Source organism: Bacillus sp. PK3-067 (assembly GCF_056738645.1).
In genome coordinates, this window is the sequence record NZ_CP096490.1 from 4,182,965 (window position 1) to 4,201,494 (window position 18,530).

General features: G+C 37.0%; 17 protein-coding genes. 2 read left to right on the top strand and 15 right to left on the bottom strand.

Annotated elements, in window-relative coordinates:
- Positions 1 to 4: 4 nt before the first annotated feature.
- From buk to M1D73_RS21455, 4 genes are all read right to left on the bottom strand, one after another.
- Complete coding sequence (gene buk, locus M1D73_RS21440) at positions 5 to 1,108, bottom strand: butyrate kinase (RefSeq protein WP_121868069.1); 1,104 nt, start codon at positions 1,106 to 1,108, stop codon at positions 5 to 7.
- A gap of 87 nt (positions 1,109 to 1,195) precedes the next feature.
- A complete protein-coding gene (locus M1D73_RS21445; RefSeq protein WP_000171355.1) occupies positions 1,196 to 2,296 on the bottom strand; it encodes a leucine dehydrogenase in 1,101 nt (366 codons plus the stop codon).
- A 34-nt stretch (positions 2,297 to 2,330) separates the two neighbouring features.
- Positions 2,331 to 3,230 carry a phosphate butyryltransferase gene (gene yqiS / locus M1D73_RS21450; protein WP_000764677.1) on the bottom strand — a complete coding sequence of 300 codons (900 nt, stop codon included), beginning with the start codon at positions 3,228 to 3,230 and terminating at the stop codon, positions 2,331 to 2,333.
- A gap of 195 nt (positions 3,231 to 3,425) precedes the next feature.
- On the bottom strand, positions 3,426 to 5,498 hold the full coding sequence (locus M1D73_RS21455; RefSeq protein ID WP_033666632.1) for a sigma-54 interaction domain-containing protein: 2,073 nt from the start codon (positions 5,496 to 5,498) through the stop codon (positions 3,426 to 3,428).
- A 137-nt stretch (positions 5,499 to 5,635) separates the two neighbouring features.
- On the opposite strand from M1D73_RS21455, the gene M1D73_RS21460 reads away from it, so the two are divergent.
- On the top strand, positions 5,636 to 5,869 hold the full coding sequence (locus tag M1D73_RS21460; RefSeq protein ID WP_001190211.1) for a DUF2627 domain-containing protein: 234 nt from the start codon (positions 5,636 to 5,638) through the stop codon (positions 5,867 to 5,869).
- A 49-nt stretch (positions 5,870 to 5,918) separates the two neighbouring features.
- Here the strand turns inward: M1D73_RS21460 and M1D73_RS21465 are convergent, their stop codons facing one another.
- The gene (locus M1D73_RS21465) at positions 5,919 to 6,647 is read right to left on the bottom strand and encodes a glycerophosphodiester phosphodiesterase (protein WP_000172575.1); all 729 of its coding nucleotides are present in this window, start codon (positions 6,645 to 6,647) and stop codon (positions 5,919 to 5,921) included.
- Positions 6,648 to 6,697: 50 nt separating this feature from the next.
- Here M1D73_RS21465 and M1D73_RS21470 point away from each other — a divergent pair, with 50 nt between their 5' ends.
- Entirely contained in the window at positions 6,698 to 6,844 is a 147-nt protein-coding gene (locus tag M1D73_RS21470) for a YycC family protein (protein ID WP_001247671.1), read from the top strand.
- Between the two features lie 241 nt (positions 6,845 to 7,085).
- On the opposite strand, the gene M1D73_RS21475 is transcribed toward M1D73_RS21470, so the two are convergent.
- The 10 genes from M1D73_RS21475 to xseA all read right to left on the bottom strand — a co-directional run bounded on the left by M1D73_RS21475 (position 7,086) and on the right by xseA (position 18,505).
- Complete coding sequence (locus tag M1D73_RS21475) at positions 7,086 to 7,649, bottom strand: PRK06770 family protein (protein ID WP_000428229.1); 564 nt, start codon at positions 7,647 to 7,649, stop codon at positions 7,086 to 7,088.
- Positions 7,650 to 7,901: 252 nt separating this feature from the next.
- Positions 7,902 to 8,696 (bottom strand): sporulation transcription factor Spo0A, encoded by a 795-nt coding sequence (gene spo0A, locus M1D73_RS21480; RefSeq protein ID WP_011110369.1) that lies wholly within the window; start codon positions 8,694 to 8,696, stop codon positions 7,902 to 7,904.
- Between the two features lie 290 nt (positions 8,697 to 8,986).
- Positions 8,987 to 10,285, bottom strand: a complete 1,299-nt coding sequence (spoIVB, locus tag M1D73_RS21485) for a SpoIVB peptidase (RefSeq protein ID WP_002000940.1) — start codon at positions 10,283 to 10,285, stop codon at positions 8,987 to 8,989.
- A gap of 118 nt (positions 10,286 to 10,403) precedes the next feature.
- Complete coding sequence (gene recN / locus M1D73_RS21490) at positions 10,404 to 12,143, bottom strand: DNA repair protein RecN (RefSeq protein ID WP_000947768.1); 1,740 nt, start codon at positions 12,141 to 12,143, stop codon at positions 10,404 to 10,406.
- A gap of 264 nt (positions 12,144 to 12,407) precedes the next feature.
- Positions 12,408 to 12,857, bottom strand: coding sequence for an arginine repressor ArgR (gene argR / locus M1D73_RS21495; RefSeq protein WP_001032580.1), 450 nt, complete (start codon positions 12,855 to 12,857; stop codon positions 12,408 to 12,410).
- 142 nt (positions 12,858 to 12,999) lie between these two features.
- Positions 13,000 to 13,839, bottom strand: a complete 840-nt coding sequence (locus tag M1D73_RS21500) for a TlyA family rRNA (cytidine-2'-O)-methyltransferase (protein WP_000111875.1) — start codon at positions 13,837 to 13,839, stop codon at positions 13,000 to 13,002.
- Positions 13,840 to 13,842: 3 nt separating this feature from the next.
- A complete protein-coding gene (gene dxs / locus M1D73_RS21505) occupies positions 13,843 to 15,735 on the bottom strand; it encodes a 1-deoxy-D-xylulose-5-phosphate synthase (protein WP_000366452.1) in 1,893 nt (630 codons plus the stop codon).
- Between the two features lie 301 nt (positions 15,736 to 16,036).
- Positions 16,037 to 16,927, bottom strand: coding sequence for a (2E,6E)-farnesyl diphosphate synthase (gene ispA / locus M1D73_RS21510; protein ID WP_000150379.1), 891 nt, complete (start codon positions 16,925 to 16,927; stop codon positions 16,037 to 16,039).
- Positions 16,927 to 17,157 (bottom strand): exodeoxyribonuclease VII small subunit, encoded by a 231-nt coding sequence (xseB, locus tag M1D73_RS21515; protein WP_000428423.1) that lies wholly within the window; start codon positions 17,155 to 17,157, stop codon positions 16,927 to 16,929. Before xseB ends, ispA begins: the two co-directional genes overlap by 1 nt.
- On the bottom strand, positions 17,147 to 18,505 hold the full coding sequence (gene xseA / locus M1D73_RS21520; RefSeq protein ID WP_000415249.1) for an exodeoxyribonuclease VII large subunit: 1,359 nt from the start codon (positions 18,503 to 18,505) through the stop codon (positions 17,147 to 17,149). Before xseA ends, xseB begins: the two co-directional genes overlap by 11 nt.
- Between the last annotated feature and the right edge of the window lie 25 nt (positions 18,506 to 18,530).

Here is an 18,530-nt window from a genome sequence, read left to right on the forward strand (position 1 = left end):
TATCTCAACCCCTAGCTACCGTTTCTTTTTCACGTACAACGTATTCTTTTGGAGCTTCTTCTTCACGTAATACACGAAGTGCTCCTTCTGCTAACGCTTCTAACTCATCTTCGCCTGGATGTACGATAACATCTGCAATCCAGTCCACTCGCTCTTTTATTTCATCGACAAGAATTTTACTGTATGCCAGTCCACCAGTTAATACGATTGCATCGATTTTCCCGTGAAGTACAGCGCTAGCTCCGCCAATCTCTTTTGCAACTTGATATGCCATTGCTTTATAAATAAGAGTTGCTTCAGGATCACCTTTTTCAACCATTTGCTCTACTTTAATCGCATCATTTGTACCGATTAAACTTACAAGTCCACCTTGTCCGACAAGTTTTTTAATCATTTCATCACGGTAATACTCACCAGAGAAACACATTTCTACTAGTTGCCCTACTGGTACTGTACCAGCGCGCTCTGGACTAAATGGTCCTTCTCCGTTTAAACCGTTATTCACATCGATTACTCTTCCTTTTTTATGAGCACCAACTGTAATACCGCCACCCATATGTGTAACTAATAAATTTAAATCCTCGTATTTGTGATTTAACTGTTCAGCTACTTTACGAGCAACTGCTTTTTGATTTAATGCATGGAAGATACTTTTGCGTTCCATACCAGCAATGCCACTTATACGAGCAACCGGCTCCATCTCATCTACAACGACAGGATCTACAATGAATGCAGGAATGTTTAATCCAGAAGCAATTTCATATGCTAAAATGCCTCCAAGGTTTGAAGCGTGATGACCGCTAAAGCCATTTTTCAAATCTTCTAACATCGCATCGTTTACTGCATACGTACCGCCTTCGATTGGACGAAGTAATCCACCACGCCCACAAACAGCGTTTAATTTTGAAATGTTAATACCATGAGAATGTAGAACTTCTAAAATCGTTTCTTTTCGAAACTCATATTGGTCGATAATTCTCTTATATTTTCCAATCTGTTCTACGTCATGACGAATCGTTTCTTCTAGAACGGGTCTTTCATTATCAAAAACACCAATTTTTGTGGATGTACTACCTGGGTTAATAACAAGAATTCGATTTACAGACAATGTTGCTACCTCCACTAATAAATTCAAAAGGAAGTGGAAACCTCATAAGAGGTAACCACACCTTTTGTAAAAGTTATATATGAATGATTAGCGACGGCTAATAATATCGTGACCGTTGCGTAAGTAAGTGCTACGAGAATTCTTCAAGCTTGCAATGCGCTCTTCAGCTAGACGATCTGCCGCTACATAAGTTGCTATGCCATCGCGTTTTGAAATTTCGATTACTTTTGCAATCGTGTCATAAATAGACTCAACACGTTTTAGTGCACGTTCTCTATTGTATCCATATAATTCGTCTGCTACGTTAATTACGCCACCTGCATTAATTACATAATCTGGTGCGTATACAATACCCATTTCATGAATGATGTCACCATGACGATCTTCTTTTAATTGGTTATTTGCAGAACCTGCGATTACTTTTGCTTTAAGTTGTGGAATAGTTTCATCATTAACTGTTGCGCCTAGTGCACATGGTGCGTAAATATCGCATTCAACACCGTAAATTTCATTTGGTTCAACTGCTGATGCACCGAATTCTTCTACAGCACGTTGTACAGCTTCTTTATTAATATCTGTAACGATTAATTTTGCTCCTTCAGCGTGTAAATGTTTGCATAGGTGATATGCTACGTTACCAACGCCTTGAACAGCAATTACTTTTCCTTCTAAATTGTCAGTACCGAAAGCTTCTTTTGCAGCTGCTTTCATACCACGGTAAACACCGTATGCAGTTACCGGAGATGGGTTACCAGAAGAACCGAATGATGGTGAGATACCTGTTACAAAGTCAGTTTCTTCATGGATAATATCCATATCATCTACTGTTGTACCAACATCTTCAGCTGTAATGTAACGTCCGTTTAGTCCTTGGATATAACGTCCTAGTGCACGGAACATTGCTTCGCTCTTATCTTTACGAGGATCACCGATAATTACTGTTTTCGCACCACCTAAGTTTAAACCAGCTGCTGCGTTTTTGTATGTCATCCCTTTTGCAAGACGCAATGCATCTTCAATCGCCGCTTCTTCAGAATCATATGTCCACATTCTTGTTCCACCAAGAGCCGGTCCAAGTGTTGTATCATGAATTGCAATAATTGCTTTTAAACCAGATTCTTTATCTTGACAAAATACTACTTGCTCATAATCATATTTTTCTAAGTATTCGAAGATTTCTAATGTCATTGTCGTTTCCCCCTAATGTTTTACCCTTTTTGGTTTATTTTGAAGCAGTCGCAACTGCCAATGCTAATGAATATACTTTTGTTTCTGCTGAATCAGCACGAGATGTTAAAACAATCGGTGCTTTTGCGCCAGCAATCATTGCTCCTACTTTTGCATCCGCAAAGTATACGAGTGATTTATATAGCACATTTCCAGCTTCAATCGTTGGGACGAGTAAAATATCTGCCTTACCTGCTACATCACTTACTATGCCTTTATGCTCTGCTGCAATTTGTGATACTGCATTATCTAAAGCAAGTGGTCCATCAACGATACAATCTTTAATTTGTCCGCGGCGATTCATTTGTGTTAACATCGCTGCATCAATTGTCGCCTGCATCGCTGGATTCACAACTTCTACTGCTGCAATTGGTGCCACTTTTGGCAAGTCGATTCCTATTGCCCGGGCAACTTCTACAGTATTTTGTATAATAGCAGCTTTTTGTGTTACATCAGGTGCGATGTTCATCGCTGCATCTGTAACGAAAATAAGACGATCGTAATTTGGAACTTCAAATGCTGCTACATGTGAAAGTACGCTACCTTTACGTAGGCCCCACTCTTTGTTTAACACAGCCTTCAAAATATTCGCTGTTGGGATGTTCCCCTTCATAAGCACGTCTGCTTCACCATTTCTCACAGCTTTAACAGAAAGTTCTGCAGCCTCTGCACTAGACATTGCTGCAATCACTTCAACATGTTCTGAAGTTTGTAAACCATGTTCTTGTAGCATCCCCATTATTTTTTCTTGATTTCCATATAGACGAAATTGAGCTAACTGTAATTTAATTGCTTTCGCTACAGCTTCAATTACTTCATGATCTTCAGCTACTGCTACAGCTACAGTTTTTTTAGGCTGCCCTGCTGCTTGATCAATTAAGTATTCTAACTTCATATTTTGTAATCAACCCTTTCCGTCGTCCCTCGTCTATTTATAAAGCAAATACCGTGCCAACTTTTAAAAGTGGTCTTACCAATAATGAAAACGCATTCAAAATGCAGTAAAATCAATACTTTGGAAAATAACAAAAGATTCTGTCTTATTTTGTCGCTTTTTGTATACCATGCAATAAATTGCACGATACGCAATTTATTGCATGCTATTTTTTGCATGGTCATACTTTTCTAGCTTGTAATATAAATTTCGAACGGAAATTCCTAACGCTTTTGCAGTTTGCGTTTTATTCCCATCAAATCTCTCCAAATATTCATGAATAATATTCCCTTCAAACTCTGTCACTAAATGTTCAAGTGGCTTTTCTTCTAATTCAGGTAATAAATGAGATTGCTTTGACTCCACCTGCTCTTCGTTATGTAATGGCGGTAAATGGTGTACATCAATATAGGTCTCGTTATAATTCATAAAGATAATAGCTCTTCCCAGAATATTTTCAAGTTCCCTCACATTCCCTGGCCATTCGTATGATTGTAAATATAAAATGGCTGAATCAGTGAGCCCTTCTACATTACGACCGTAATCTTGATTAATTTTTTGAATCAATCTGTCCGCAATTGTCGGTATATCTCCTTTACGTTGACGAAGAGATGGAATTTGAATTGGGATTTTATTTAATCGATAATATAAATCCTCCCTAAACTTCCCTTCTAGAATAGCCTTTTCTAAATTCACATGCGTCGCTGCAATTACTCGAACATTAATAGGTATCGCTTTCGTTCCACCAACTTTTACAATTTCTTTTTCCTGCAGTACACGAAGGAGTTTCGCTTGTGTATTTGCAGATAACTCCCCTATTTCATCTAAAAAAATACTACCGTTATTTGCTTCCTCAAAGAACCCACGTTTCCCGCCTCTTTTCGCTCCAGAAAACGCCCCTTCCTCATAACCAAATAATTCACTTTCTAACAACGTCTCCGAAATGGCCGCACAGTTTACACGGACGAACTTATTGTATTTTCGATTACTTCCATTATGGATTGCATGTGCAAACAATTCTTTACCAGTCCCAGATTCACCGCGTAACAGCACTGTTGCTGGTGTATTTGCTCCTAGCTTCGCCTGTTCGATAGCTGCCGTTGTTTCATCTGAATTCCCGACAATATCATCAAATGAATATTTCGCTTCTAATGTGCGAATAATTTGCCTTGCTCTATTCAATTCATTTGTTAACTTTTGAATTTCCGACACGTCACGGATAACGCCGACGCTTCCTTTCAATATTCCATCCACAATGACTGGTGCCACGTTTACAATTACATCGCGCTTTTTTTGCCCAATCTTCATATGTATTCCGCGCACCGCACGACGCGTTCGAAGTACTTTCATATGCATACTTTCGCCTTCTACAATATCAGTTGTAGCAGGCTTCCCAATAATATCTTCTTCTGTTAAACCCGTTAATTTCGTATATGCCGGGTTAATGACTAAACCTCTTCCTTTTTCATCCACAACCGAAATTGCTTCTTCAGATGAGTTAATAATTGCCTCTAATAGTGTTTGAATCTCCTTTAAATCTGTAACTTCTTCCGCTAAATCTACAACTTCTGTTATATCTTTAAAAATTGCAAATGCCCCTTGTACCTCTCCGCCCTCTTTTAATATCGGTATACGCGTTGTAATAATTTTCTTTCCATTCTCTAATGTTAGTTCATAATTTACTTCTATTTGTTTCGTACGTATAATGCGAAGTAATTTACTAGTTGGAATGACTTCTAAAATATATTTTCCTATCGCCTCTTCTTTTTTATATCCGATAATACGCTCTGCACTTTTATTAAAAAGACGAACTTGTCCCTCTCGATCAATTACGATCATGCCGTCATGTGTAGAATTTAAAATTAATTCTCCTTGTTGCGTTTGTTCCTCTAATCGCCCAATCAGCCCTTCCTTCTCATGCGCTAATCCTGTAACAATTTTTGCGATATCACCTGGTATAAGAAGAGTGTCTTTTTTCTTTTTTTCCAATAAAACCTTATGCACATCATCTTCACCTGTCATATCAAATATTACATCGATATGCATAGAAAGAAATGGAGTTACACTTTCTCCAATTGCAATCCCGTATTCCTTAGCAATTTGTAGTCCTTTTGCCAACGGATTTATATCAATAATCCCTATAATTTGAAATATATTCGAACTTTGTAACAGATTCAGCAGTGCGCTCCCGCCTTCACCTGCACCAACAATTAATACTTTTTGTTTCATATATCCCACTTCCTCTCGAAGTAACTCTGCAAATTTTTTCACACCTTTATCTTACTCGTTCAGCACCCTCTTGACAAACCCCCTTTCCTTATAACATCATTAAAATATACGAAATAATCTGAAAAGGAGCGTTATGTATGCAGCGTTACGTTGCTCTACTATTAGCACTCATCCCTATTTCATTAGCTGTGTTTGGTATAAAGTTAATGAGAGATACTGTATTCGGGATTCTATTTCCACCAATCTCTATACTGTGGTTACAATTTTTAATCGGCGCTCTCTGCTTCGGGCTCGGGTTTTATATCTTCGGTGGCTTCGTCTTGCACCGAGACCGTAAACGAAATAAAGTACAAGCTCGCTTTAGAAGATAGGAATGCCCCACTATTTATAAATAAAAAAATGAGACCGTTACACGCGGTCTCATTTTTTTATTGGCATTAACGTTCTGGCCGTTTCAGGGTAATCAGTAATAATCGCCGATATATTCATATCAAAATATTTACGCATAAGCGTTTCTTCATTAATTGTATAAGGGCGAACCTCTACACCACTTTCCATCGTTAGTTCGGCAATAGCATCTTGAAGGTAACGATAATTCGGATGTACTGCTGTAGCCCCCATTTTTTTCGCGTATGCCCACGGACTATGCAAACCTTCGCGATATAAAATTGCTGTTTGAATATCAGGAGCCATCATATGGCACCGTTTCATACTGTAGTGATTAAACGAAGAAAATATAACACGATCCTCTAGACTAAATTTCCGTACAAGCGTTATAACTTCTTCCTCTAAACCTCTGTATGGAATTTTATTATTTTTAAGTTCAATATTAAGTAGCAAACTCGTTTGTGCAAGCCATTCTAATACCTCTTCTAAAAGTGGTATTTTACAAAAACCTACTTTATCACCAAATTTATAACTTGCATCTAACTTGCATAAGTCCTCATATACATAATTCCGAACCGCACCTTTTCCATTTGTTGTCCGGTCCACCGTTTCATCATGAATGACGACAACTTTTCCGTCTTTCGTTAATTGAACATCAAGTTCAATTCCATCCGCTCTAAAAGACTCAGCCGCTTCAAATGAAATCATTGTATTTTCTGGGTACGTTCCAGCCGCACCACGATGTGCAAATATAAGAGTCATCCTCACTCCCCCAATCTTATGCTATACTATACGAAAAAGGAGGTACTTCTATGAGACCATTACAAATCTCTCCAGATACTGCAGTCCGCTTATCAAAAGCACTAGGTGTTCCACTTGAACAACTCATGCATATGCCGCAGCACATTTTAATTCAAAAGCTAGTTGAATTAGAAAAACAAAATAAAGACGAAGAATAATACAGTCCTGTTTTGCAGGACTTTTTATTATTTTCTATTATATCACGGATGCCTTTCCTACTAAAATCCTTTAACAGATGTACTACGATGTGATTTAGCCGTTCCTTCATCATTTAATAATGAATCACATCTTTTCTTTTTTGTTACACGTCATAAAGAAAGCAGACCATTTATTTATAAGTCCCATTACGTCCTTAAAACACGATAATAAAAAAACTAGAGAAGTCCTTTATATTATTTTTTATTGAACGTGCGGAGCATCCCCTGATTCGTATAGTTCTTTCGCTTTTTCCTCCCCGAATGTAGTTAAAATATAATGTTGCTCTTCTAACGCATCCATTGCTCTAGTTACTTTACAAACGCTATCTTCTTGAGCATCCGAGAAATAATTGTGATCTTCTACAATTTTACTAAAATCTTTTTTCGCCCATCTATCAGCAATTGCTAAAAGTTCATTTTTCTTCGTAAAGCTACTCTTATTTATAATTTCTTTTAATTTTTTAGCATTACTTTGAATCATTGGGATAGAGCCCGATTTTCGTTCTGCCACCACTTTTTGATGAGTCATGCGATGCATCGCTGTAATGACTTCGCTTTCAGTAGAATTTTCAGTAACATACACATCAACAAAGACCCCATCCACCTCTCTACCTACTATTGTTTGGTCTTCTTTTTTATCTATTTGAGCGCTCACTTCTTTATCTACTGGATTATCTGCAAGTTCTAACATTCCAAATGTAACTGCAATAGCAAGAACTCCCATAGCTGCTACTATTCCTAGCCAAGTTGAAATTTTATTTTCCATTCCCCTTCTCCCTATCTATATCTATTTTATTGCCTTATAAAAAACTCACTTACATGTAATATTACTAAAAATAGGTTTTATTTCCCATGATATCAAATAATCTCTTTTTCTCAACAAAATAAAAAGACCAACGAATTATAACATTCATTGGTCTTTCATTAAAAAGTTTATTGGCTTTAAAATTAACATCGAGCATAGCGTTCCAGCATACATCGGTTTTACTAAAACGAAAACCCATTGCTACTTCTACTCTCAGCTAGCTTTATGTTCAAGTCTCAGCTTATCCGCAACCATTGCGATAAACTCAGAGTTCGTAGGTTTTGCTTTTGACATGGATACTGTATAACCGAATAAGGACGAAATAGAATCAATATTCCCACGGCTCCAAGCTACTTCAATCGCGTGACGAATTGCGCGCTCCACACGGCTTGCTGTTGTATTATATTTCTTTGCGATATCTGGATACAATACTTTCGTAATCGATCCTAATAATTCGATATCGTTGTATACCATGGAGATTGCTTCTCGTAAATACATATATCCTTTAATATGAGCGGGTACACCAATTTCATGAATGATACTCGTAATACTCGCATCTAAGTTTTTCGGTTTTCCATCTACTGTTGTTGCTGATCGGAATGATGGTAGTGGACGTTTAATCATAGCGTTTGCTTTACCACTCACTTGACGAATATGACTCGTTAAATTCTCCATATCAAATGGTTTTAATATGAAATATGAGGCACCTAAGTCAACTGCTTTTTTCGTCACATCTTCTTGGCCAAATGCTGTCAACATAATTACGCTAGGCTGTTTTAACCTTTCAATATGTCGCATTTTCTCCAATACAGCTAAACCATCTAAGTGTGGCATAATAATGTCTAAAACGAGTACATCAGGTTGCTTATCTGTTAATAAGTTTAAACACTCTTGACCATTATAAGCAGTACCGATTACTTCCATATCATCTTGAGCGGCTACATAGCTCTCTAACATTGATACTAGTTCTTTATTATCATCCACAAGACATACTTTAATTTTCTCCACAGCTTTTCCTCCCTTACCGAATCGATTCTCCGACATGTGTATCCTTCTAGGCTACATGAATTGTTCGACAATTGTGTGAAAATTCCCTTTTAAAGTTTCTTACTTTCCGATAAAATCACAAAAAAATATGTTTATCGTTCATTTATTCCCTTTCGCAACACATTCCATCATAGAAATACAACGAAACGTTCAACCCTTTCCTTTTATTTTACAACAAAAAACACCTCTTGCGGAGCTTTTACAAAATTTCAACGAATTTTTCAACAGAAAAAGCGAGCTAATAATATATATTAGCTCGCTTTTTTCTCTTGATCATAAATATTAATTCCAGCTTGATGTAACATCCATTCAATATGAACACCATATCCTGATGTTGGATCATTTACAAATACATGTGTAACAGCACCAATTACTTTTCCATTTTGTACAATTGGACTTCCGCTCATTCCTTGTACGATACCGCCCGTTTTCGCTAATAGACGTTTATCTGTTACTTTTATTACCATACCCTTTGTGGCTGGGAATTTTTGCTGCACTGTACTAACGACTTCAATATCAAACGCTTCTACTTTATCTTGATCAATAACTGTTAATATTTTTGCCGGTCCTTCTTTTACTTGATGAGATAATGCGATAGGCATTGCTTTATCCATTATACCGTTTTTCATATTCGTATTTAATTTTCCAAAAATACCATATGGACTATTAATTGTAATATTGCCAATCACTTCACGGTCTGGTGAGAATCTTGCTAATTTCTCCCCTGGATTCCCATGACTACCTCTTTCAATTGATGTAACTGTCGAGCGCATAATTTGTCCATCTTCGACTTGAATCGGCTTTTTCGTATCATTATCAGAAATAACATGACCAAGTGCCCCATATTTCATAGAATCTGGATGAACAAATGTCATCGTTCCAATTCCAGCTGCCGAATCACGGATATACAAGCCAATTCGATAAGACGATTCACCGTTGTCTTTTTGTGGAGTTAGCTTCGTACGAATATATTTTCCATCTCTTAACAATACAAGATTAAGCGGTTCACCTGTTTCTCCACTATTATGAATAAACGGTGCTACATCACTCATTCTTTCAATTGTTTTACCATTAATTTCAGTAATCATATCTCCAATTTGTACACCTGCTGTTTCACCAGGAGATATTTTACCTTTTTCAGTTTGAATTAAATGATGGCCTACAACAAGTACACCTTTTGTATTTAATTTCACACCAATTGATTGTCCACCTGGAATCACTTTAAAATCTTTTAACACTTTCACATTTACTTTTTTTACTGGAAAACCAGCAAGCTGAAATACCATATCAGCTTCACCATTTTGATGAGAATTTACCATAAGTCCTTGTTTTTGTTCATTCGAACTCACTGTAAATACATGACGATTTGTGGATGAAGCTTTGAAAACTGGTAATGATGATATTTCTGATTGTTGTCCTTCAAAAACAACAAGTTGTTTCGGTGATGAAATAAACGTTCGAAGCGGTTTAAAACATCCAATAAAAACTAAAGAAACAAGGAGACAAAGACCTATTATTTTTCGAAATTTTTCTAATTTCAACTTGTTCACTCTCCTCGCTCCTACCCCACATTCAGCCTCTTGGCTTCACTTTTTAATCTCTCCTTGCAGTGCTTTATTTATAACCGGAAGAATTAAGAAATCGTCATTTGAGAAAAAAAGCTATCCATTACTGGATAGCCTCTGCTGTCTGTTTAAAATGATGCGCTTGCGTAAGTAATTCTTTCGCATGCTCTGTCGTTAAATCTGTGATTTCCACACCAGAAATCATTCGAGCTATTTCTGTTACTTTATCCTCCATAGTTAAAACAGTAACCGATGTAATTGTCCGATCATTCGCTACTTGTTTTCGAATAAATAAATGTGAATCTGCCATTGAAGCTACTTGAGGTAAGTGCGTAATACAAAGTACTTGCGAGTTTACTGATACTCGATAAATTTTTTCCGCAATAGCCTGTGCGACCCGGCCACTTACACCCGTATCCACTTCATCAAAAATAACAGATGCAACCCCTTGATGCTTAGAAAAAATGCTTTTTAAAGCTAAAATGATACGAGATAACTCTCCGCCAGATGCAACCTTTGAAAGTGGTTTTAGCGGCTCTCCTGGGTTCGTTGAAATATAAAATTCCACATGATCGTAACCATCCGCCGTAAGTCTTACCGGCGCACCTTCCACAAGGGGCTCTTCTACATTTCCTTCTCTCTTCATAATTCTCACTTCAAATTTCGTTTTTTCCATATATAATTCTTTTAATTCCTGATGAATTGCATTTGTAAGGTGTTCTGCAAGCTCATGACGCATATTACTTAACAACGTTGCTTCTTTCAGAATAACACTTTCTAATTCCTTCAACTGTTTCTTCGTCGTTTCAATATGAACGTCTTTATTTTCAATCGTAAAAATTTCCTGTTCAATTTTATCAGCATACGCTAAAATCTCTTCTACAGTATTTCCATATTTTCTCTTTAGCATACGAATTTCATTCAAACGTGTTTCGATTTCATCTAAACGATTTGGATCATATTCCATCATATCGAGCTTTTCTCTCAGTTGATAGGCAACCTCTTCTAATAAGTAATAGCTATTTGCAATTGAATCATGATTCTCCTGATACACTTCATCTAAATGTGTAATACTTTCCATTTGCCCCATTGCACTTCTTACATTATCTAACCCTTGTCCGTCGGCACTTAACGAACGATATGCATCACCTAACGCTTTATAAATCTTTTCAAAATTAGAAATTTGCAATCGTTCCTCAGTTAATTCATTTTCTTCATCCATCTTTAAATCCGCCTTGCGAATTTCTTCATGCTGAAATTGAATTAAATCTAAGCGATGTGCCATTTGTTGCTCATTTTCACTTAACGATTTCAATTGTTTTTTTAATTTTTCATAGTCAGCGTATACGTTTTGATATATGTCTAATTGTTTAACGATTCGATCCCCATCAAAGTGATCAAGCATAAACAGATGTCGTTCTTCATTCATTAAATCTTGCGTTTCGTGCTGTCCATGAATATCAACAAGTGTTTTCCCAATTTCTTTTAATATGCTAAGTGTAACAAGCTTCCCATTTACACGACATACACTCTTCCCGTTCGCAGCAATATCACGCTTTAAAATAATCATGCCATCTTCTATTTCTATATCTAACTCTTCTGCCTTTTCAATACATGGATGCTTCTCATCTTCAACATAAAATAGCCCTTCAATCTCAGCCTTCTCTGTTCCATATCGAACAAATTCTGCTGACCCACGGCCACCTACAAGTAAACTAATTGCATCAATAATAATCGATTTTCCGGCCCCTGTTTCACCGCTTAAAACCGTTAAACCTTTTTGAAAAGAAATATTTAATGCTTCAATAATAGCAAAGTTTCTAATCGATAATTCCGATAACAATGCCCCATTCACCTCGTTATAAAATAATCCCTTACTAAAGGATTTTCTCAGTTCTTCATTCAAATAATCATGCTATATATTTGTATGTATATACTCTTCTAACCCGCTTCATTGTACCAAACATTTGTTTTACGGGTCAATCCATCTATTTTCTAACTTTATGCAAACAAAATATTATATTACAATTGAAAATTCATATTTTTAACCAATAAAAATATCTTGTTCACTTTCCACTTTACGATGGAAAGCAAACAAGATTTTTTGTTACAACATATTTAAGAAACGATCAGAGACAACACCTGTATCGTCAGGTGTACGGCAAATAATTAAGCAAGTATCATCACCACAGATGGTTCCGATGATCTCATCCCACTCTAAATGATCAATAAGTGCTCCAAGTGAATGAGCGTTACCAGGCAATGTTTTTAGCACAAGCATATGTCCTGCCGTGTCTAATTTTACAAATGAATCCACTAGATTTCGTTTTAATTTTTGTAACGGGTTAAATCGTTGATCTGCTGGCAAGCTATATTTATAGCGCCCATCATGTAATGGCACCTTCACTAAGTGCAGTTCTTTAATATCGCGCGATACTGTTGCTTGCGTTACATTAAATCCCTCATTACGTAAAATATCAACTAATTCATCTTGTGTTTCAATTTCTTTGTTTGCAATAATTTCCCTGATTTTAATATGGCGCTGACCTTTATTCATACATTTGCACCTCACACTATCTCTTACCATAGTTTAAACATTGGTATACTTCACTTATTTATGTTAACTTATAATTCGTTTCTTGTACACAATTGTTTTTACAATCATTATACAATTACAGCAAAAAGAGGAACAACATATGTTATTCCCCTTTCCCTTTTTGTTTTAGAACTTCATGCGCTTCTGTAACAACTTGCTCTATAGAAATCGGAGAATGATTTTCGCCATTCTCACGTTCACCATGCCATTTCAGATGAATTAAAAATTCAATATTACCATCCCCACCCGTAATTGGTGAGAATGTTAAACCTTCCACATCATAGCCTTCTTTTAAAGCAAACTCGACAATCATTTCTACAACAGCTTCATGTACTTTTCTATCACGAACGATACCTTTTTTCCCAACTTGCTCTCTTCCAGCTTCAAACTGCGGTTTAATTAACGCTGCTACATCTCCGTTAGGCATAAGCATTGTTTTTAAAACTGGCAGTATAAGCTTTAATGATATAAATGAAACATCAATACTTGCAAATTGAGGTAAACCACGTTCTAAGTCTGCTGGTGTCACGTAACGGAAGTTTGTTCGTTCCATTACAACAACACGCTCATCTTGACGTAATTTCCACGCTAGTTGATTGTATCCTACATCTAATGCATAAGATAATTTCGCTCCATTTTGAAGCGCGCAATCTGTAAAGCCACCAGTTGATGAACCAATATCTATCATAACTTTATCTTGTAAATCAAGATGAAATGTCTCTAATGCCTTTTCAAGTTTATAACCACCACGACTTACATACGGCATAACTTGTCCCTTCACCGTAATCTCAGTATCTTGCGAGATTTTCTCTCCTGGCTTATCAAGTCTCATCTCATTTGCATATACGAGTCCGGCCATAATGGCGCGCTTTGCTTTCTCACGCGTTTCTATAAGTCCTCGCTCTACTAATAGTACATCTACTCTTTCTTTTTTTACGCTCATTTGTTACGCCCTTTTTTGTTTTGATGGAATCATTGTATGAATACGGTCTACAACAGCATCTGTCGTTAAACCAATTTCTTCTAATAATTTTGTTACACTTCCGTGCTCTATGAAGCGATCTGGAATACCCATTCGTTCAACTAATGCACTATGGTAACCATTTTCAGATGCAAATTCAACTACTCCTGTTCCAAAACCACCGATTAAACAAGCTTCTTCAATCGTTAAAATCGGTATATTCTTTCCTAGAAGATCATGTAAATATGCTTCATCCATTGGTTTAATAAAGCGAGCATTCACTACTTTCACTGAAACCCCAGCTTTTTCAAGACGCTCAGCTGCTTCCATTGCCATTGGTATTGTCGTACCAAACGTTAAAATAGCTGCTTGTGTACCCTCTTTTAACGTCTCCCACGTACCGATTGGAATCGCCTTTAATTCTTCATCCATATGAACGCCAAGTCCATTACCGCGCGCATAACGCAATGCGATTGGTCCATCTTCATATTGCATCGCCGTATAAACTAAATGTTGACCTTCATTTTCATCTTTCGGCATCATAAGCACCATATTCGGCAAGTGACGTAAGAATGAGATATCAAATACGCCTTGATGCGTTTCACCATCTGCTCCTACTAATCCCGAACGATCTATTCCGATGAAAACATTTAAATTTTGGCGGCATATATCATGAACAACTTGGTCATATGCTCTTTGTAAAAATGTTGAATAAATCGCTAAGAATGGCTTCATTCCTTGCGTTGCCATACCCGCTGCCATTGTTGTAGCATGCTGTTCTGCAATACCTACATCAATCATACGATCTGGGAATTCTTTTTGGAATTTCTCAAGTTTTGATCCAACAGGCATTGCAGGTGTAATTGCTACGATACGCTCATCTGCTCTCGCTAGCTTAAGTACTGTTTCACTAACGACAGCACTCCATGCTGGTGCAACTTCTTTCGGCTTAACGAAGTCACCTGATTCAATTTTATAAGGTCCTGTTCCATGCCAAGTTCCAATAACGTCACTCTCAGCCGGTTTATAACCTTTTCCTTTTTTCGTAATAACGTGAACAAGTACTGGGCCTTTTGTTTTCTTTGCATATTGCAACGTTTCGAATAACTTTTCATAATCATGCCCATCGACTGGACCTAAATATGTAAAGCCTAACTCTTCGAAAAAGACACCAGATACTAGTAAATATTTAAGACTATCTTTTATTTTCTCTGCTGTCGCAGCCACTTTCCCGCCAACTGCTGGAATTTTCTTTAATATATACTCTAATTCATCTTTTACCCAGTGATATTTTCCTGCGGTACGTAAACGACCGAGCACATTATGAAGCGCACCAACGTTTGGTGCAATTGACATTTCATTATCATTCAAAATAACAATCATGTCTGTTTTTTCATGTCCAATATGGTTCAATGCCTCTAAAGCCATTCCGCCTGTTAAAGCACCATCTCCAATAATTGGTATAACATATTCTTTCGTTTTCTTTAAATCACGTGCCAGAGCCATTCCCATTGCAGCCGATAACGAAGTCGAGCTATGACCAGTTTCCCATACATCGTGCTCACTCTCACAACGTTTCGGGAAACCACATAGACCTTGATATTGCCTTAATGTGCCAAACTCTTTCGCGCGTCCAGTTAAAATTTTATGTACATAGGATTGATGTCCTACATCCCATAAAAATTTATCTTGCGGGCTATCAAATAATTTGTGCAGAGCAATTGTGAGTTCTACTACACCTAAATTAGGTGCAATATGTCCACCTGTTTGAGAGAGCTCTTCAATTAAAAACTTACGAATATCCTCACTCAATCCCTCTAGTTCACTGATAGACATATCTTTCAAAAAACTAGGGTTTTGAATTTGCGTTAGATCCACATGGATCACTCACTTTCATTTCATAATCTGTCAACATGTCAAATATTATAAAAAACATTTACACAAAACAAGAAATTCTCTTTTCTATTTTTCGTCTTGTCCCGCTATTAACCAGTCTATTGCGCCTTAATCCTATTATAAACCATACTTCTTTAGGCGATGAAAAAAATAGCCGCTAACACGAAGTGATAACGGCAATGTAATCTACATATATTTTTGCCAATAACAAGAAAAGAAAAACCTTTTCCTACATTTATATCATAAAATGATGAATGACTCAACAAATGAAAACGCTGTTATATTAGTTATTACGTTTTGCAATCAAATCGCAAATAGATAGTAAATATTCATCTTGTAATTGCAAGGAGCTAATCGCACCTTTTGCTTCTGCAATTGTTTCTTCTAAAATAGCCTTTGCTCTATCTACAGTAAACAACGTCGTATATGTGCTCTTTTCATTAGAAAGATCACTACCAATCGGTTTTCCAATCTCTTCTTCAGTTCCTTCGACATCTAAAATATCATCTCGAATTTGGAAAGCTAGACCGATATATTTGGCAAACGTAAGCAACTTTTCTTCTTGCTCTTCTGTCGCATCAGAAAGTATCGCACCCGCAAGTACAGCAAATTCAAGTAGTTTTCCGGTCTTATGTTTATGGATGTACTCCAATTCATCAATCGTAAGGCGTTTCCCTTCCGCTTCCATATCTGCCACTTGTCCGCCAACCATTCCTTCTGGTCCTGCTGCTTTTGCGAGTTCAAGTACAAGTCTTACTTTTTTTTCAGCAGAAATTTCTTTTTGCTCATATGCCATAATAACTTGAAAAGCGTATGTCAATAAGCCATCTCCTGCTAAAACTGCCATCGCTTCACCAAATACTTTGTGATTTGTGGGCTTTCCTCTTCTTAAATCATCATCATCCATACAAGGTAAATCATCATGAACTAACGAATATGTATGAATCATTTCAAGAGCACAAGCTGCACCTACTCCAAGATTTCTTTCTTTCCCAAACGCTTGTAATGTTGCAAACAAAAGTAACGGGCGGAGACGTTTTCCACCCGCTTCCAAAGAATATGCCATCGCTTCACGAAGTACATTTGGACATTGTAATCCATTTGCATAGCTTACAAGTTTTTCTTCTACGAAAGTTTTACTTTCTTTCAAAAAAGTATCAAAAGCAATCGTCACTATGCTTCATCTCCTAAAGCAGTAAACGGTTCAAGCTCTCCATCTTCCCCAAGAATAACTGCCATTTGTTCTTGTACATTCTTCAACTTCTCATCACAAAGCTTAGATAATTCCATACCTTCTTTAAAATAAGAAATCGCTTCTTCTAAAGGTACGTCACCTTGTTCTAGCTTAGAAACAAGATGCTCAAGTTGCGAAATTGCCTCTTCAAAGCTTAATTTATTTTCCATTATTCAATTCACGCTCCTCTATGCCTGATACGCTACAATCTAGTATTCCATCTTGTAATTGAACTGAAACAGCATCTCCAAGGCTTACATCTTTCACACTTTTTAACACTTGCTTCTCTTCATCATATACAAGCCCGTACCCTCTCATCATTACTTTAAGCGGACTTAACGCTTCAAGTTTTTGAGCAGCTCTTACAAAGGCAAATTCTTTCGTTTGAAGTAACGTTTGCATTTCACGTTGTAATTGCTTTTGCAACGTTTCCACAGCTACCTTCGTTTGCATAATTTTTTGAGATGGGTGGTGCTTCTCTAAATAAAATGAAAGTTGCTTTAACTGATTCACCTTTTTATCAATATAGCGCTCTTTCGCTAAAACAAGCTGTTCTAGCGCTCTATCTAATTGCTCTTCCTTTTGCTCATATACTTGTCTTGGATAACGGAACGCATACGATTTTTGCAACACTTGTAGTTTTTCTTCTTTTTTATGTACTAACTCTCTCATTGCTCTTTGCAATCTCAGAGTTCTTTGTAATACCTTTTCTTGTAACTCTATAATGTTAGGTGCTGCCAACTCAGCTGCTGCGGTCGGTGTTGGCGCGCGTAAATCTGCAACAAAATCTGCAATTGTAAAATCTGTTTCATGGCCTACTGCCGAAATAATAGGAATTTCACTCTTAAAGATTGCTCTTGCAACCATTTCCTCATTGAAAGCCCATAATTCCTCAATAGAACCTCCACCACGACCAACGATTAGTACATCTATCTCTCCCATTTCATTCGCTGTACGAATCGCTTGTACAATCGAGGGAGCCGCTGACTCCCCTTGTACAAGTACCGGAAATACAATAACATTCCCAATTGGATAACGACGTTTAATCGTTGTTATAATATCACGAATCGCTGCTCCTGTTGGCGACGTAATCACACCTATTGTTTTAGCGTAAGGAGGAATCGCTTTTTTATAAACTTGAGAAAAAAGTCCTTCCTCTTCTAAACGAACTTTTAACTGTTCGTACGCTAAATGTAAATTTCCGACTCCGTCAGGCTGCATGTCTTGAATATAAATTTGATAAGAACCACTCGCCTCGTAAACAGAGATTTTTCCTTTCACGAGTACCTTCATCCCATTTTCAGGTTTGAATTTAATATTACGATTATGGCCCGCAAACATAACCGCTGCGATTCTTGCATTTTCATCTTTCAATGTAAAATACATGTGGCCACGGCTATGATTTTTAAAGTTGGAAATTTCACCTTTTAACCAAACAGACTGCAAATGCGGATCATATTCTATTTTTGTTTTTATATAGCGTGTTAACGCTGTAACGGTTAAATATTGCTTCTCCATTTCTCTCTCCTCATAGCCGACTCAA

Coding starts and splice junctions, on each gene's coding strand:
- xseB (WP_000428423.1), bottom strand. CDS start 17,157: ATGGAAAATAAATTAAGCTTTGAAGAGGCAATTTCGCAACTTGAGCAT.
- M1D73_RS21445 (WP_000171355.1), bottom strand. CDS start 2,296: ATGACATTAGAAATCTTCGAATACTTAGAAAAATATGATTATGAGCAA.
- M1D73_RS21470 (WP_001247671.1), top strand. CDS start 6,698: ATGAGACCATTACAAATCTCTCCAGATACTGCAGTCCGCTTATCAAAA.
- M1D73_RS21455 (WP_033666632.1), bottom strand. CDS start 5,498: ATGAAACAAAAAGTATTAATTGTTGGTGCAGGTGAAGGCGGGAGCGCA.
- M1D73_RS21475 (WP_000428229.1), bottom strand. CDS start 7,649: ATGGAAAATAAAATTTCAACTTGGCTAGGAATAGTAGCAGCTATGGGA.
- M1D73_RS21465 (WP_000172575.1), bottom strand. CDS start 6,647: ATGACTCTTATATTTGCACATCGTGGTGCGGCTGGAACGTACCCAGAA.
- M1D73_RS21500 (WP_000111875.1), bottom strand. CDS start 13,839: ATGAGCGTAAAAAAAGAAAGAGTAGATGTACTATTAGTAGAGCGAGGA.
- M1D73_RS21460 (WP_001190211.1), top strand. CDS start 5,636: ATGCAGCGTTACGTTGCTCTACTATTAGCACTCATCCCTATTTCATTA.
- yqiS (WP_000764677.1), bottom strand. CDS start 3,230: ATGAAGTTAGAATACTTAATTGATCAAGCAGCAGGGCAGCCTAAAAAA.
- xseA (WP_000415249.1), bottom strand. CDS start 18,505: ATGGAGAAGCAATATTTAACCGTTACAGCGTTAACACGCTATATAAAA.
- argR (WP_001032580.1), bottom strand. CDS start 12,857: ATGAATAAAGGTCAGCGCCATATTAAAATCAGGGAAATTATTGCAAAC.